Origin of the sequence: Pseudomonas sp. ChxA (assembly GCF_030263855.1) — a bacterium.
Taxonomy (GTDB): Bacteria; Pseudomonadota; Gammaproteobacteria; order Pseudomonadales; family Pseudomonadaceae; genus Aquipseudomonas; species Aquipseudomonas fluorescens_CB.
This window is the reverse complement of sequence record NZ_JARPMK010000001.1, coordinates 105,510-124,880: the sequence shown is the minus strand read 5'-3', so window position 1 is coordinate 124,880 and position 19,371 is coordinate 105,510. Positions and strand designations below refer to the sequence as shown.

The window sequence follows — 19,371 nt, the reverse complement described above, 5'->3', positions numbered from 1 at the left end:
AGAAACGGATCGCCGGAGAAATCTTTAATGAGCAGTGTTGTTGCCATCGTCAAAAGCATTGTTGGTCAAGTTTTCGTTATTTCTCCGGAAGGGACGCGCCGTGTCCTTGTAGAAGGTGACCGCCTGTTCGCAGGCGACCAGGTCGACACCGGCATGTCCGGCGCTGTAAGCCTTGAGTTGGCCGACGGCCGCACGTTGGACCTGGGCCGTGAAACCCAGTGGAGCGCCGACCTGCCGGACTCCAGTCTCGACCTGGCCGCTGCAGCCGAGAACGCCGCGCCGTCGGTTGCCGAACTGCAGCAAGCCATCGTCGCGGGCGCCGACCCGACCACCGACCTGGATGCTACCGCCGCCGGCGCGACAGCTGCCGGTAATGGTGCTGCGGGCGGGGGCCACAGCTTTGTTGTACTGGACGCGACGGCTGGCCGTGTCGACCCGACGATCGGCTTCCCGACCGGCCCACTGGGCCAGGGCGCCGCGACAACGACCCAACTTACCGGCGCCCAAGGCGCAGGTGGCAATGGCAACCTGGTCTTGCAGACGTCGACCCTGACGCTGAGCGCGACGCCGACCATCACTGAAGCTGGTGGTGTGCTGACCTACACCGCCACCGTCACGCAGCCGCCGATCAATGACCTGAGCATCACCCTGTCCAACGGTGCCGTGATCACCATCACCGCCGGCCAACTGACCGGCACCGTCAACGTGCCGCTGGCACCGAATGACAGCCCGTACATCGACCCAAGCCAGATCAGCGTGAACGTCACCGGCACCACCGGCGGCAACAACCTGGTGCTGACGATTGACCCGAACCCGGCCGTTACGCAGATTACCGACACCATCGACACCACCACCGTCACGCTGACGGCGGGCAATACCGTGACCGAAGGCGGTCAGATCACTTACACCGCCACCTTGACCAACCCGGCGCAGACGCCGGTGACTGTCACCTTGAGCAATGGCTCGGTGATTACCATCAAGGCCGGGGAGTCGGTTGGCACTGTCGTCGTAGATACGCCGGCTAACGACGTTTACAACAATGGCTCGACTGTCAGCACCACTATTACCGGCGCGACCGGCGGCAACTTTGAGAACCTGGTGCCGAGCACTACGCCTGCGGTTACTACGATCACTGATTCGATCGACACCACCACCGTCACGCTGACGGCGGGTAATACCGTGACTGAAGGCGGTCAGATCACTTACACCGCCACCCTGACCAACCCGGCGCAGACGCCGGTGACTGTCACCTTGAGCAACGGCTCGGTGATTACCATCAAGGCTGGGGAGTCGGTTGGCACTGTTGTGGTCGATACGCCGGCTAACGACGTTTACAACAATGGCTCCACTGTCAGCACTACAATTACTGGCACTACCGGTGGCAACTTTGAGAATCTGGTACCGAGCACTGCGCCTGCCGTTACCACGATCACTGATTCGATCGACACCACCACCGTCACGCTGACGGCGGGCAACACCGTGACCGAAGGCGGTCAGATTACCTATACCGCCACCTTGACCAACCCGGCGCAGACGCCGGTGACTGTCACCTTGAGCAACGGCTCGGTGATTACCATCAAGGCTGGGGAGTCGGTTGGTACTGTTGTGGTCGATACGCCGGCCAATGACGTTTACAACAATGGCTCGACTGTCAGCACCACTATTACCGGCACTACCGGTGGCAACTTCGAGAACCTAGTACCGAGCACGACGCCTGCGGTTACTACGATCACCGATTCGATCGACACCACCACCGTCACGCTGACGGCGGGTAACACCGTGACCGAAGGCGGTCAGATTACCTATACCGCTACCTTGACCAACCCGGCGCAGACGCCGGTGACTGTCACCTTGAGCAATGGCTCGGTGATTACCATCAAGGCCGGGGAGTCGGTTGGCACTGTTGTGGTCGATACGCCGGCTAACGACGTTTACAACAATGGCTCGACTGTCAGCACCACTATTACCGGCACTACCGGTGGCAACTTCGAGAACCTGGTACCGAGCACAACACCTGCGGTTACTACGATCACTGATTCGATCGACACCACCACCGTCACGCTGACGGCGGGTAATACCGTGACTGAAGGCGGTCAGATCACCTACACCGCCACCCTGACCAGCCCGGCGCAGACGCCGGTGACTGTCACCTTGAGCAATGGCTCGGTGATTACTATCAAGGCCGGGGAGTCGGTTGGCACTGTTGTGGTCGATACGCCGGCCAATGACGTTTACAACAATGGTTCGACCGTCAGCACCACCATAACCGGCGCGACCGGCGGCAACTTTGAGAATCTGGTACCGAGCACGACGCCTGCGGTTACCACGATTACCGATTCGATCGACACCACCACTGTTTCGCTGACGGCTACCGACGCGATCACCGAAGGCGGCCAGATCACCTATACCGCCACCCTGACCAACCCGGCGCAAACCCCGGTGACTGTCACCTTGAGCAATGGCTCGGTGATCACCATCAAAGCGGGTGAATCGACCGGCACCGTTGTGATCGACACCCCGGCGAACGACGTTTACAACAATGGTTCGACCGTCAGCACCACTATTACCGGCGCAACCGGCGGCAACTTTGAAAACCTGGTACCAAGCACCACGCCTGCGGTCACCACGATTACCGATTCGCTCGACACCACCACTGTTTCGCTGACGGCTACCAATACCGTGACCGAAGGTGGGCAGATCACCTACACCGCCACCTTGACCAATCCGGCGCAAACCCCGGTAACCGTCACCTTGAGCGATGGCTCGGTGATCACTATCAAAGCGGGCGAATCTGTCGGCACCGTGGTGGTCGACACTGCGCCGAACGACGTCTACGTCAATGGCAGCACGGTGAGCACCACCATCACTGGCGCGACCGGTGGCAACTTCGAAAACCTGGTGCCGAACACTACACCTGCGGTCACCACGATTACCGACTCGATTGACACCACCACGGTCACCTTGACGGCTCCGTCCGAGGCGAACGAGGGTGGTCAGATTACGTACACCGCTACGCTTTCCAATAAAGCGGGCACTGATGTAACGCTGAAGCTGGATAACGGTTCGTCTATCACCATTAAGGCCGGTGACACCGTTGGCTCTGTGACTGTTGCAGCGCCTGGCGATGACGTGTTCATCGATAAGAGCACTCAGACCGTCAAGATCACCGACACCACTGGCGGCAACTTCGAAAAACTGGAAGTGGCTGGTGATGGTGCAACTACGACCATCAACGACACCATCGACAAGGTCGATGTGGTTCTGACTGCAACGACCACCGTTGGTGAAGGCGGCAACATCGTTTACACCGCGTCGCTGGTCGACAAGTCGGGCAATGCGGTGACTAACATCACCAACCCGCTGACAGTGACCCTGGATAATGGCCAAACCATCACCATCGGTGTGAACCAGTCCAGCGGCAACGTCACAGTTGTAGCTCCGGATGACGTGTACAAGGGCGACCAGACCGTCACTACCGCTATCACTAATGTGACTGGCGGCGAGCACTTCGAAAACTTGGTGCCGGGTACTACGCCTGTTAGCACTACCGTCACCGACACTCCGGGTACCGATAACACCACTACCGTGACACTGACGGCTCCGTCTGAAGTGAACGAGGGTGGTCAGATCACTTACACCGCTACGCTTTCCAATAAAGCGGGCACTGACGTAACCCTGAAACTCGATAACGGTTCGAGCATCACCATCAAAGCTGGTGACACCGTTGGCTCCGTGACTGTTGCAGCGCCAAGCGATGACGTGTTCATCGATAAGAGCACTCAAACCGTCAAGATCACCGACACCACTGGCGGTAACTTCGAGAAGTTGGAAGTGGCTGGTGATGGCGCAACCACCACCATCAACGACACCATCGACAAAGTAGATGTGGTCCTGACTGCAACGACCACCGTGGGCGAAGGCGGCAACATCGTTTACACCGCGTCGCTGGTCGACAAGTCCGGTAATGCGGTGACCAACATCACCAACCCGCTGACCGTGACCCTGGATAACGGCCAGACCATTACCATCGGCGTTAATCAGTCCAGCGGCAACGTCACAGTTGTAGCTCCAGATGACGTGTACAAGGGCGACCAAACCGTCACCACCGCTATTACTAATGTGACTGGCGGCGAGCACTTCGAAAATCTGGTGCCAGGTACTACACCGGTGAGCACCACCGTAACTGACACGCCGGGTACTGATAACACCACTACCGTTACGCTGACCGCACCTAGCGAAGTCAACGAAGGCGGCCAGATTACGTACACCGCTACGCTTTCCAATAAAGCTGGCACTGACGTAACGCTGAAACTCGACAATGGTTCGAGCATCACCATCAAGGCTGGCGACACCGTCGGTTCCGTGACTGTGGCTGCACCAAGCGATGACGTGTTCATCGACAAGAGCACTCAGACCGTCAAGATCACTGACACCACTGGCGGTAACTTCGAGAAATTGGAAGTTGCAGGCTACGGCGCGACTACCACGATCAACGACACCATCGACAAAGTGGATGTGGTTCTGACCGCCACCACCACCGTCGGTGAAGGCGGCAACATCGTTTACACCGCGTCGCTGGTCGACAAGTCCGGTAATGCGGTGACCAACATCACCAACCCGTTGACCGTTACTCTCGATAACGGCCAGACCATCACCATCGGCGTGAACCAGTCCAGCGGCAACGTGACCGTTGTAGCTCCAGATGATGTGTACAAGGGCGACCAGACCGTCACTACTGCTATCACTAATGTGACTGGCGGTGAGCACTTCGAGAATCTGGTGCCGGGTACTACGCCTGTCAGCACCACTGTCACCGATACTCCGGGCACTGATAACACCACCACCGTGACACTGACCGCGCCAAGCGAAGTCAACGAAGGCGGCCAGATTACGTACACCGCTACGCTTTCCAATAAAGCTGGCACTGACGTAACGCTGAAACTCGACAATGGTTCGAGCATCACCATCAAGGCTGGCGACACCGTCGGTTCCGTAACTGTTGCTGCACCTGGCGATGACGTGTTTATCGACAAGAGCACTCAGACGGTCAAGATCACTGACACCACTGGCGGTAACTTCGAGAAATTGGAAGTTGCAGGCGACGGCGCGACCACCACGATCAACGACACCATCGACAAGGTCGATGTGGTTCTGACCGCAACCACCACCGTCGGTGAAGGCGGCAACATCGTCTACACCGCGTCGCTCGTCGACAAGTCGGGTAATGCGGTGACTAATATCACCAACCCGCTGACTGTGACCCTGGATAATGGCCAGACCATCACCATCGGCGTGAACCAGTCCAGCGGCAACGTCACAGTTGTAGCTCCAGATGACGTGTACAAGGGCGACCAGACCGTCACTACCGCTATCACTAACGTGACTGGCGGCGAGCACTTCGAAAACTTGGTGCCAGGCACAACGCCGGTTAGCACTACCGTTACCGATACTCCGGGTACTGATAACACCACTACCGTGACACTGACGGCTCCGTCTGAAGTGAACGAGGGTGGTCAGATCACTTACACCGCCACCTTGAGCAACAAGGCCGGTACTGAAGTCACGTTGAAGTTGGACAATGGCTCGAGCATCACCATCAAGGCTGGCGACACCGTCGGTTCCGTGACTGTGGCTGCACCAAGCGATGACGTGTTTATCGATAAGAGCACCCAGACCGTCAAGATCACTGACACCACTGGCGGTAACTTCGAGAAACTGGAAGTCGCTGGCGATGGTGCAACTACGACCATCAACGACACCATCGACAAAGTGGATGTGGTTCTGACCGCCACCACCACCGTTGGTGAAGGCGGCAATATCGTTTACACCGCGTCGCTGGTCGACAAGTCGGGCAATGCGGTGACCAACATCACCAATCCGCTGACAGTGACCTTGGATAACGGCCAGACCATCACCATCGGCGTTAATCAGTCCAGCGGCAACGTCACAGTTGTAGCTCCGGATGACGTGTACAAGGGCGACCAAACCGTCACTACCGCTATCACTAACGTGACTGGCGGTGAGCACTTCGAAAACTTGGTGCCAGGCACAACGCCTGTCAGCACTACCGTTACCGATACTCCGGGTACTGATAACACCACTACCGTGACACTGACAGCTCCGTCTGAAGTGAACGAGGGTGGTCAGATTACGTACACCGCTACGCTTTCCAATAAAGCGGGCACTGACGTAACCCTGAAACTCGATAACGGTTCGAGCATCACCATCAAAGCTGGCGATACCGTTGGCTCCGTGACTGTTGCAGCGCCAGGCGATGACGTGTTCATCGACAAGAGCACTCAGACCGTCAAGATCACCGACACCACTGGGGGTAACTTCGAGAAGTTGGAAGTGGCTGGTGATGGTGCAACTACGACCATCAACGACACCATCGACAAGGTCGATGTGGTTCTGACCGCAACCACTACCGTTGGGGAAGGCGGCAACATCGTTTACACCGCCAGCCTTGTGGATAAAAACGGCGCGGCAGTGACCAACATCACCAACCCGTTGACCGTCACTCTCGATAACGGCCAGACCATCACCATCGGTGTGAGTCAGTCGAACGGCAGTGTGACCGTTGTAGCTCCAGATGACGTGTACAAGGGCGACCAGACCGTCACTACCGCTATCACTAACGTGACTGGTGGCGAGCATTTCGAAAACTTGGTGCCGGGTACTACGCCTGTTAGCACTACCGTCACCGACACTCCGGGTACCGATAACACCACTACCGTGACGCTGACCGCACCTAGCGAAGTCAACGAAGGCGGTCAGATTACGTACACCGCTACGCTCTCTAATAAAGCGGGCACTGACGTAACCCTGAAACTCGATAACGGTTCGAGCATCACCATCAAAGCTGGCGACACCGTCGGCTCTGTGACTGTTGCAGCGCCTGGCGATGACGTGTTCATCGACAAGAGCACTCAGACCGTCAAGATCACCGACACCACTGGCGGTAACTTCGAGAAGCTGGAAGTGGCTGGTGATGGTGCAACTACGACCATCAACGACACCATCGACAAGGTCGATGTGGTTCTGACCGCCACCACCACCGTCGGTGAAGGCGGCAACATCGTTTACACCGCCAGCCTTGTGGATAAAAACGGCGCGGCAGTGACTAATATCACCAACCCGCTGACCGTCACTCTCGATAATGGCCAAACCATCACCATCGGTGTGAACCAGTCCAGCGGCAACGTCACAGTTGTAGCTCCAGATGACGTGTACAAGGGCGACCAGACCGTCACTACCGCTATCAAAGGCGTCACCGGCGGCGAGCACTTCGAAAATCTGGTGCCAGGTACTACGCCGGTTAGCACTACTGTCACCGACACTCCGGGCACTGATAACACTACTACCGTTACGCTGACCGCACCTAGCGAAGTCAACGAAGGCGGTCAGATTACGTACACCGCTACGCTTTCCAATAAAGCGGGCACTGACGTAACCCTGAAACTCGATAACGGTTCGAGCATCACCATCAAAGCTGGCGACACCGTTGGCTCTGTGACTGTTGCAGCGCCTGGCGATGACGTGTTTATCGACAAGAGCACCCAGACCGTCAAGATCACTGACACCACTGGCGGCAACTTCGAAAAACTGGAAGTCGCAGGCGACGGCGCAACCACCACTATCAACGACACCATCGACAAAGTGGATGTGGTTCTGACCGCAACTACCACCGTGGGCGAAGGCGGCAACATCATCTACACCGCCAGCCTTGTGGATAAAAACGGCGCGGCAGTGACTAACATCACCAATCCGCTGACCGTGACCCTGGATAACGGCCAGACCATCACCATCGGTGTGAATCAGTCGAACGGCAGCGTGACCGTTGTAGCTCCGGATGACGTGTACAAGGGCGACCAAACCGTCACTACCGCTATCACTAACGTGACTGGCGGTGAGCACTTCGAAAACTTGGTGCCAGGCACAACGCCGGTTAGCACTACCGTTACCGATACTCCGGGTACTGATAACACCACTACCGTGACACTGACGGCTCCGTCTGAAGTGAACGAGGGTGGTCAAATCACCTACACCGCTACGCTTTCCAATAAAGCTGGCACTGATGTAACGCTGAAGCTGGATAACGGTTCGTCTATCACCATTAAGGCCGGTGACACCGTTGGCTCTGTGACTGTTGCAGCGCCTGGCGATGACGTGTTCATCGACAAGAGCACTCAAACGGTCAAGATCACTGATACCACTGGCGGTAACTTCGAGAAATTGGAAGTTGCAGGCAACGGCGCAACCACCACCATCAACGACACCATCGACAAAGTAGATGTAGTCCTGACCGCCACCACTACCGTTGGTGAAGGCGGCAACATCGTTTACACCGCGTCGCTCGTCGACAAGTCCGGTAATGCGGTGACCAACATCACCAACCCGCTGACCGTGACCCTGGATAACGGTAAAACCATCACCATCGGTGTGAACCAATCCAGCGGCAACGTCACCGTCGTAGCACCAAACGACGTGTACAAAGGCGACCAGACCGTAACGACCGCTATCAAAGGCGTGACTGGCGGCGAGCATTTCGAAAATCTGGTGCCAGGCACAGCGCCTGTTAACACCACAGTGACTGATACACCGGGTACTGCGGATACCACAACCGTAACGCTGACTGCACCAAGCGAAGTCAACGAAGGCGGCCAGATTACTTACACTGCCACCTTGAGCAACAAGGCCGGCACTGACGTAACCCTGAAACTCGATAACGGTTCGTCTATCACCATCAAAGCTGGTGACACCGTCGGTTCCGTGACTGTTGCTGCACCTGGCGATGACGTGTTCATCGACAAGAGCACTCAGACGGTCAAGATCACTGACACTGCTGGCGGCAACTTCGAGAAACTGGAAGTTGCAGGCAACGGCGCAACCACCACCATCAACGACACCATCGACAAAGTCGATGTGGTCCTGACCGCCATCACTACCGTTGGTGAAGGCGGCAACATCGTTTACACCGCGTCGCTCGTCGACAAGTCCGGTAATGCGGTGACCAACATCACCAACCCGCTGACCGTGACCCTGGATAACGGTAAAACCATCACCATCGGTGTGAACCAATCCAGCGGCAACGTCACCGTCGTAGCACCAAACGACGTGTATAAAGGCGACCAGACCGTAACGACCGCTATCAAAGGCGTGACTGGCGGCGAGCATTTCGAAAATCTGGTGCCAGGCACAGCGCCTGTTAACACCACAGTGACTGATACACCGGGTACTGCGGATACCACAACCGTAACGCTGACTGCACCAAGCGAAGTCAACGAAGGCGGCCAGATTACTTACACTGCCACCTTGAGCAACAAGGCCGGCACTGACGTAACCCTGAAACTCGATAACGGTTCGTCTATCACCATCAAAGCTGGTGACACCGTTGGTTCCGTGACCGTTGCTGCACCTGGCGATGACGTGTTCATCGACAAGAGCACTCAGACGGTCAAAATCACTGACACTGCTGGCGGCAACTTCGAGAAACTGGAAGTGGCAGGCAACGGCGCAACCACCACCATCAACGACACCATCGACAAAGTCGATGTGGTTCTGACCGCAACTACCACCGTGGGCGAAGGCGGCAACATCATCTACACCGCCAGCCTTGTGGATAAAAACGGCGCGGCAGTGACTAATATCACCAACCCGCTGACCGTCACTCTCGATAACGGCCAGACCATCACCATCGGTGTGAACCAGTCCAGCGGCAACGTCACAGTTGTCGCTCCAGATGATGTGTACAAAGGCGACCAGACCGTCACTACCGCTATTACTAATGTGACTGGCGGCGAACACTTCGAGAATTTGGTTCCAGGTACGACGCCGGTTAGCACTACTGTCACCGACACTCCGGGCACTGATAACACCACCACCGTGACACTGACGGCTCCGTCTGAAGTGAACGAGGGTGGTCAGATCACTTACACCGCTACGCTCTCTAATAAAGCGGGCACTGACGTAACTCTGAAACTCGACAATGGTTCGAGCATCACCATCAAAGCTGGCGACACCGTCGGCTCTGTGACTGTTGCAGCGCCTGGCGATGACGTGTTCATCGACAAGAGCACTCAAACGGTCAAGATCACTGATACCACTGGCGGTAACTTCGAGAAATTGGAAGTTGCAGGCAACGGCGCAACCACCACCATCAACGACACCATCGACAAAGTGGATGTGGTTCTGACCGCCACCACTACCGTTGGTGAAGGCGGCAACATCGTTTACACCGCGTCGCTCGTCGACAAGTCCGGTAATGCGGTGACCAACATCACCAACCCGCTGACCGTGACCCTGGATAACGGTAAAACCATCACCATCGGTGTGAACCAATCCAGCGGCAACGTCACCGTCGTAGCACCAAACGACGTGTACAAAGGCGACCAGACCGTAACGACCGCTATCAAAGGCGTGACTGGCGGCGAGCATTTCGAAAATCTGGTGCCAGGCACAGCGCCTGTTAACACCACAGTGACTGATACACCGGGTACTGCGGATACCACAACCGTAACGCTGACTGCACCAAGCGAAGTCAACGAAGGCGGCCAGATTACTTACACTGCCACCTTGAGCAACAAGGCCGGCACTGACGTAACCCTGAAACTCGATAACGGTTCGTCTATCACCATCAAAGCTGGCGACACCGTCGGCTCTGTGACTGTTGCAGCGCCTGGCGATGACGTGTTCATCGATAAGAGCACTCAGACGGTCAAGATCACTGACACTGCTGGCGGCAACTTCGAGAAACTGGAAGTTGCAGGCAACGGCGCAACCACCACGATCAACGACACTATCGACAAAGTGGATGTGGTGCTGACTGCCACCACTACCGTTGGTGAAGGCGGCAACATCGTTTACACCGCGTCGCTCGTCGACAAGTCCGGTAATGCGGTGACCAACATCACCAACCCGCTGACCGTGACCCTGGATAACGGCAAGACCATCACCATCGGTGTGAACCAGTCCAGCGGCAACGTCACCGTCGTAGCACCAAACGACGTGTACAAAGGCGACCAGACCGTTACCACCGCCATCACCAACGTGACCGGCGGCGCGCACTTCGAGAACCTGGTGCCAGGCACTACGCCTGTTAACACCACCGTCATCGATACCCCAGGCACCACCGATCTCACCAGCGTCACGTTGACCGCACCAAGTGCCGTCAACGAAGGTGGCACCATCACCTACACCGCCACCTTGAGCAACAAGGCCGGCACCGACATGGTCGTCACGCTGGATAACGGCTCGAGCATCACCATCAAGCAAGGTGCGACCGTAGGCTCTGTGACGGTTGCGGCGCCTGGCGATGACGTGTTCATCGACAAGAGCACCCAGACGGTCAAGATCACCGGCACCACCGGCGGTAACTTCGAAGGCGTGACCATCACTCCGGGCGGCGCGACCACCACCATCAACGACACCATCGACAAAGTGGATGTGGTCCTGACCGCCACCACCACCGTTGGCGAAGGCGGCAACATCGTTTACACCGCCAGCCTTGTGGATAAAAACGGCGCGCTGGTGACCAACATCACCAACCCGCTGACCGTGACCCTGGATAACGGCAAGACCATCACCATCGGTGTGAACCAGTCCAGCGGCAACGTCACCGTCGTAGCACCAAACGACGTGTACAAAGGCGACCAGACCGTTACCACCGCCATCACCAACGTGACCGGCGGCGCGCACTTCGAGAACCTGGTGCCAGGCACTACGCCTGTTAACACCACCGTCATCGATACCCCAGGCACCACCGATCTCACCAGCGTCACGTTGACCGCACCAAGTGCCGTCAACGAAGGTGGCACCATCACCTACACCGCCACCTTGAGCAACAAGGCCGGCACCGACATGGTCGTCACGCTGGATAACGGTTCGAGCATCACCATCAAGCAAGGTGCGACGGTGGGCTCTGTGACGGTTGCGGCGCCAAGCGATGACGTGTTCATCGACAAGAGCACCCAGACGGTCAAGATCACCGGTACCACCGGCGGTAACTTCGAAGGCGTGACCATCACTCCGGGCGGTGCGACTACGACGATCAACGACACCATCGACAAAGTGGATGTGGTCCTGACCGCCACCACTACCGTGGGCGAAGGCGGTAACATCATCTACACCGCCAGCCTTGTGGATAAAAACGGCGCGCTGGTGACCAACATCACCAACCCGCTGACCGTGACCCTGGATAACGGCAAGACCATCACCATCGGTGTGAACCAGTCCAGCGGCAACGTCACCGTCGTAGCACCAAACGACGTGTACAAAGGCGACCAGACCGTTACCACCGCCATCACCAACGTGACCGGCGGCGCGCACTTCGAGAACCTGGTGCCAGGCACCACGCCTGTGAACACCACAGTCATCGATACCCCAGGCACCACCGATCTCACCAGCGTCACGCTGACCGCACCAAGTGCCGTCAACGAAGGCGGCACCATCACCTACACCGCCACCTTGAGCAACAAGGCCGGCACCGACATGGTCGTCACGCTGGATAACGGTTCGAGCATCACCATCAAGCAAGGTGCGACGGTGGGCTCCGTGACGGTTGCGGCGCCTGGCGATGACGTGTTCATCGACAAGAGCACCCAGACCGTCAAGATCACCGGTACCACCGGCGGTAACTTCGAAGGCGTGACCATCACTCCGGGCGGTGCAACCACCACCATCAACGACACCATCGATGATGTGACCGTGGTGCTCAAAGCCACAGGTTCCGTCGCTGAAGGCGGTCAGATAACCTACACCGCATCGCTGGTCGACAAGAACGGCGCGGCAGTGAACAACGTCGGTTCCGATCTGGTGGTAAAACTGGATAACGGCTCGACCATCACTATCGGCAACGGCAAGTCCAGCAGCACCACCACGGCTGTTGCGCCTAATGACGCGTATGTCGGCGCCAACGATGTGAACAACAAAATCACCGGCGTGGTCAGCGGTGGCGACAAGTACGAACACCTGATCGTCGACGGCAGCACCGTCACCACCAAAGTGACGGATGTGATCAACAACACCACCATCAGCATCACCGGCGACGCCTCGGTGACTGAAGGCGGTACTGCGCATTACACGCTGACCCTGAGCAACCCGGCGCAAACCGATGTGACCGTGACGCTCAAGTACAGCGGCACCGCCACCGATGGTTCGGACTTCAACGGCGTATACACCGTGAAGATTCCGGCCGGCGCCAGCAGCGTGCCGTTTAACATCGCCACAATCGACGACAAGATCACCGAGCCGACGGAACAGATTGTCATCACCATCGACAAGACCACCGGCGGCAATTTCGAAAATCTGGTAATCGACAAGGGCACTGTCAGCACCAATATCATCGACAACGATGCACCGCCGGTCATCGACCTGGATGCCAACAACTCCAGCGGCGCCACCGGTGCCGACTACCGAACCACCTTCACCGAAGGCACCGCCGGGCCGGGTGTGTCGATTGCCGACACGGATATCAAGATCACCGATCCGGACAGCACGATGCTGACTGGCGCGACGGTCACCCTGACCAACGCACAGGCCGGTGATGCACTGAACCTGGGCAACAGCGTGAACGGCATCGTTGTCAGCACCAACAACCAGACGGGCACCATCACCCTGACGTTGTCGGGCAGCGCGACGCTGGCTGATTACATGCAGCGTATCCAGAACATCACGTTCACCAACAACAGCCACGACCCGAGCACCACGCCGCGGACCATCACCGTGACCGTGACCGATGGCGGCAACTACTCCAACGTCGCCACCACCACCGTTAACGTGGTGGCGGTCAACGATCCACCGGTAGCCACCGGCAGCGCCGTGACCGGCACCGAAGACACGCCGCTGGCACTGACCTGGGCCAACTTCGGCGTGACCGATGTGGACTCGCCACAAGCCAGCCTGGGCGTGAAGATCACCGACCTGCCGGTGGCCGGCAAGCTGCAATACCTGGCAGCGGATGGCACCACCTGGACCAACGTGACTGCCAACCAGACCTTCACCAAGGCCCAGATCGACGGCGGCCAGTTGCGCTTTATGCCGAACGCCAACGAGTCCGGCGCCGACGGTTATGGCGGCACCGGCATTGGCAACAAGCAGGCTGATTATGCGCAGTTCAAGTTCCAGCCTACTGATGGCAAGGACCTGGGCAACAGCGCCACGGTGAAAGTCGATATCACACCGGTGGCCGATGCACCTACGCTGAACGTGGCCGATAACAATGTCGCCTCGACCGGCCTGATCAAACAGGGCTGGAACAGCATTGCCGGCCTCGGCACCAACGGGAATGGCGCGGCACCTGACGTACTGAAAAAAGCCATCGACAACGCCGGTACGCCGAACAACACCAGTGTCGTCACCAATGTCGAGTCTGTCGACAATGTCAACGCCGGCTCTGGCTCGAAGATCTCCGGCCTGATCTACATGGAAGCTGGTAAGAGCTACACCTTCAGCGGCGTCGCCGATGACAGTGTGGTGGTCAACGTTGGCGGTAAAGACATTGCCAGCGGACTGTGGGCGACCAACAGCGGCAAATTCAGCGGCTCGTTTACGCCAACGGTCAGCGGTTACTACAGCCTCGAGATCTACCAAGCCAACCAAGCGGGGCCTGGCAGCTTTGACGTCAATCTGTCGATCAACGGCGGGGCGATTCAGAACTTGAGCACCAGCACCGTGCCGCTGTACACCGGCCTCACTGATTTGACCAATGCCGGTGTGACCGTCTCCGACCTGCATGGCAGCAACGGTGACGGTTACTACGTGGGCTACAAGCTCAATGAAGGCCAGGAAAACGGCACCGTTAAACTGTCCAAGGTGACCACCGCACTGACCGACACTGACGGCTCGGAAACCCTGAGCGTGAAGATCAGCGGCGTACCGGCAGGCTCGGTCCTCACCGACGCGTCCGGGCACACCTTCACGGCGACCAAAGGCGTGGGCGAAGTCAACGTGACCGGTTGGGACCTCAACACCCTGACCATCAAGCCACCGACCTACTACAGCGGCCAGTTCAACCTGACCGTGACGTCGACCTCCACCGAAAGCATTGGCGGTTCGGCGTCTACCACGGCGCAGTTGCCAGTCACCGTGTACCCGGCGACCTACAGCTCGGTGACGGGCACTTCGGGCAGCGACAACATTGTCGGCACCGATGGCAATGACATCGTCGTGGCCGATATCGGCGGCCTGAACGTGGTACAGGGCAAGAACTACAACATCGCGTTCATGGTCGACAGTTCCGGCAGTATGAGCACCGCTTCGGTCAATGCGGCCAAAGCTTCGCTGACGTCGGTGTTCAACTCGCTCAAAGACAGCCTCGGCGCGAACACCTCGGGCACCGTGAACATCTTCCTGGCGGACTTCGATACCCAGGTGAACAAGTCGATCGCGATCAACCTTAACGATCCAAATGCACTGACGTTGCTCAAGTCCGTGCTGGACTCGATGGTGTCGGGTGGCGGTACCAACTATGAAGACGTGTTCAAGGCCACTGCGAACTTCTTCCAGAGTAACCTGGCAACCAGTAACACAAGTGCCACGAACCTGACGTACTTCATCACCGATGGCCAGCCAACCTACTACCAAAGCGGCGAGCAGACGAACCCGGTGGTGGTTGATTTCTATAGCAGCAACACCACCGATGGTCGCTTGGACGATTACATCAACACCAACAACTATGTGCTGGGCAATACCTTCAACATCAACGTCAATGGCACTAACCTGCAGTTGATCGACAGTCGTGGCCAGGTCCACCAGTGGGTGCAATACCGCGGTGGCAGTTGGTACGACAACGGCGTTATCGGCACCGTGCATGCCCAGGGCGACGGGACGTTTGAAGTCTCGTACCTCAACGGCAGCGGCAACAGCACCGACTCGTCAACCACCAGCAATGCCAACAGCGGTTTTGCGCTGCTCAAAGGCTTGTCGGCGGTTGAAGCCATCGGTATCAACAGCGACGTCAGCCTCAACGACCTCAAGCCTTACGACACCGACGGCAAGCCGCAAAGCAACATCGATCCGAAGGACCTGGCCAACGCGATCCTCGGCCACACCGAAGCCACGCTGCCAGGCGCCGACACCATCAGTGGTGGCGACGGCAATGACATCATCTTCGGTGACCTGGTGAGTTTCAGCGGGATTACCGGTGAGGGCTACAACGCACTGCAGGCCTTTGTGGCGCAGAAAACCGGGGTGGCCGTCTCGGCGGTGACCACCTCGAACGTGCACCAGTACGTCACCGAGCACTATGCGGACTTCGACGTCTCCGGCGCCAAAGACGGCAACGACACGCTGCTGGGCGGCGCAGGTGATGACATCCTATTCGGCCAGGGCGGCGACGACCTGCTGGACGGCGGCAAGGGCAATGACATCCTGCTGGGCGGCACAGGTAACGACACGCTGATCGGTGGGCCGGGCAACGACATTCTGATCGGCGGTTCGGGTGCGGACACCTTCGTATGGAAGGCGGGCGACTTCGGCAACGACGTGATCAAGGACTTTAAGGCCTCGGAAGGCGACCGGATCGATCTCAAGGATCTGTTGAAAGGTGAGACGGACAGCACCATCGACAACTACCTCAAGATCACCACGGTAGAAGGCGTGTCGACCCTGCAAATCAGTAGTGAAGGCAAGCTCAACGCTGCCGGCGGCCTGGCCAATGCCGATGTGACGATCAAGCTGGAAGGCAACGATTGGTCGCACACCAGCATCAACTCGCTGATCACCGGTGCCGACCCAACCATCAAGATCGACCACACCGCCTAAGCTGTGATTTATCGGCCGTCCGCAAGGGCGGCCGATTGGCTTGGGCGATACGTCGCTGGCCCTGGCGGCCGGTTGCATCGCATACTCGCGACCATAAACACAGCATTGACCTATGCTGGTGAACGCGTGTGGCTCATTTTCGAGGGATTCTTATGTTTTACGTGCAACGTGATGCACAGGGAGTGCTGAGTCGCGTGGAGGCCGCCGCCTTTGCCGAGTCGACCGAAACCCTGCCGGCCGATCACCATGAGATCCAGGCCTGGTATGCCAATGAAGTGGTGGAAACCAGCCTGGCGCAACTCAAGCAGAGCGACCTGGAGATGATTCGGGTACTGGACGACTTGATCCAGGTACTGACCCGCAAGGGCGTGATCAGCGTGACCGACCTGCCGCCAGCGGCCCAGGCCAAGCTGATGGACCGTAACCATGCACGGGAAGCGCTGGGTGGGTTGAGCCATCTGATCAATGATGAAGAGACTGGGTTGATCTGATCGCCCGAGTATCTGTGCAAGCTGGCTTTCTGTGGCGAGGGAGCTTGCTCCCGCTGGACTGCGTAGCAGTCCCTTCTTTTAAGCCACAAGAACAGGGCCGCCTCGCGCCCCAACGGGAGCAAGCTCCCTCGCCACAACAAGCCAACCTTCAACCTGGATTTGCATCACTTCCAGGGCGCAGGCTCGCCAAATAACTGCCCCTGCACGCCGAAAATCCCCATTTCGCGAATTACCTTCAATTCACCTTCGGTCTCCACGCGCTCGGCAATCAACGGCAAGTCGATGCTGTGGGCCGCGCGCTGGATCGCTTCGATGAACAGGCGCTTGTCGCTTTCCTGGTCGATGGCACGGATGTAGCTGCCGTCGATCTTCAGGTACGCCAGGCCCAGGCGCGCCAGGTTGCCGATCATGCTGAAGCGCCCACCAAAACGCTGCAGGCTGAGGGAGAAGCCCAACTCGCGCAGGCGCTGGGTCAACTGCTCCAGCAGAGCCTGTTCGGGCAATTGTTCTTCGCCGATTTCCAGGGTCAGGCGCGGGCCGAGGTTGCTGTGCTGGCGCAGCAACTCGACAATCCGGTTCAGCGCCTGGGCGTCCTGCAAGGTGGCGGCCGAGAGGTTCAGCGCCAGGCTGTGTGTATGACTGGCCATCTGCTTGAGCACGTGCTCGAGCATCAGTCGGTCCAGACGTGCAGTCCAGCCGAAACGCTCAAGCCACGGCAGGAAACGCCCGGCCGGGATGGTGTGGCCGTCGTCATCCTGCAAACGCGACAGTACTTTGTAGTGCAGCACCAATTGGGGGTCCTGGCTGGCGACGACCGGCTGGAAGTACAGCTCAAAACGCTGGTTGGTAAGGGCTTGGTCCAGCAGTGTGTGCCAGGCATGGTGATCGTCACCGACACTGGCGGCGGCGCTGTGGTCCAGGCACACCCAACTGCTGTCGCCCTGCCCTTCGGCCTGGGCCAGAGCCTGGTCAGCCAAGGTCAACAATGCCTGGGGCGAATCACCGTGGTTGAATGGCGCAAGGCCAATGTAGGCCACCGGCGTGACGTCGCTGGCACTGGTGGCCTGCAAGCTGAGCAGGGTGCTTTCGAGGTTCTGCGCCAATTGCAGCGCTTCTTCACGCACCAGCCCGGGCGCCAGCACCGCGAACTCACCACCACGGATACGGGTAACGAGGTTGTGGGTTTCCGGGTAAGGCTCGCACTGGCGCAACAACTGTTCGCCGACCGCTTGCAGTAACTGGTCGGTACGCTGGCCACCCAGACGCTGGTTAAGGCCAGCCAGGTCCTTGACCCGCAATAGCAGCAGGTAACCGGAGTTGGTGTCTTCCGGGTTACTCACGCGGGCGTTGAGCTGCATCTCGAAATAACGCCGGTTGGCAAGGCCGGTGAGGTTGTCCTGGTAGGACTCGATGCGCAATTTTTCACTGCGCTCGGCCTGCTCCTGAAACAGCGCCTTAAGCTTCTCCACCATCTGGTTCATGGCCTGCACCACGCGCCGCAGTTCCGGCGTGCGTGGCAGATCAGGCAGGCTGAGGAACTCGCGGCGGGCGATGGCGTGGGACTGCTTGACCATGTAGTCCAGCGGCTTCAACTGCCGACGCAGCAGCAACGCACCCAGCACCGCACTCACCGCACCGCACAGCAGCAACCAGCCCAGGCTGCCCAAGGCGCTTTGCCAGAGCTTGGCCAGGGCAAACATCGGGTGGCTGACCACCTCTACGCGCGCCGCCTGCTCCCAACCACGGTTGACCAGCGCATCGCCGCCGGCCGGCTCCAGGCCGATCAGTTTGACGAACCAGTTGGGCACGCCGTTGTTGTCCGGAATGCCGCTGCGCTCGACGATGGTTTTGTCGGTGGCCAAGTCCACCACGCGGATGCTGGCGTAATAGCCACTGTCAAAAATCGAGCTGACCAGCAACTCCACCATCGCCGGGTCGTCGATATTCGGTGTCAGCGACAACGCCAGCGCAGTAGCCGCGTCCTGTGCATGCGAGCGCAACTGGTTGACGTATTGGGTGCGCGAGCTTTCCAGGCTGACCATGAAGCTGCCGCTGAAGGCGACCACCAGGAACAGACAGATTGCGATCAATAGTTGTTTGAACAGTGACATCCGATCAG

3 protein-coding genes are annotated in these 19,371 nt (G+C 58.2%); 2 read left to right on the top strand and 1 reads right to left on the bottom strand.

Going from position 1 to position 19,371, the window contains the following annotated elements; all coding sequences use genetic code 11:
- Positions 1-27: 27 nt before the first annotated feature.
- Positions 28-16,761, top strand: coding sequence for a LapA family giant adhesin (locus P5706_RS00495; RefSeq protein ID WP_285678293.1), 16,734 nt, complete (start codon positions 28-30; stop codon positions 16,759-16,761).
- Positions 16,762-16,913: 152 nt separating this feature from the next.
- Positions 16,914-17,252: a tryptophan synthase subunit beta gene (locus P5706_RS00490; protein WP_110625702.1), complete on the top strand. Its 339-nt coding sequence runs from the start codon at positions 16,914-16,916 to the stop codon at positions 17,250-17,252.
- Between the two features lie 164 nt (positions 17,253-17,416).
- On the opposite strand, the gene lapD is transcribed toward P5706_RS00490, so the two are convergent.
- Positions 17,417-19,363: a cyclic di-GMP receptor LapD gene (gene lapD, locus P5706_RS00485; protein WP_200434356.1), complete on the bottom strand. Its 1,947-nt coding sequence runs from the start codon at positions 19,361-19,363 to the stop codon at positions 17,417-17,419.
- Between the last annotated feature and the right edge of the window lie 8 nt (positions 19,364-19,371).

What these genes read in the sequence shown, in the direction of transcription:
- P5706_RS00490 (WP_110625702.1), top strand. Translation starts at nt 16,914, where the DNA reads ATGTTTTACGTGCAACGTGATGCACAGGGAGTGCTGAGTCGCGTGGAG.
- lapD (WP_200434356.1), bottom strand. Translation starts at nt 19,363, where the DNA reads ATGTCACTGTTCAAACAACTATTGATCGCAATCTGTCTGTTCCTGGTG.
- P5706_RS00495 (WP_285678293.1), top strand. Translation starts at nt 28, where the DNA reads ATGAGCAGTGTTGTTGCCATCGTCAAAAGCATTGTTGGTCAAGTTTTC.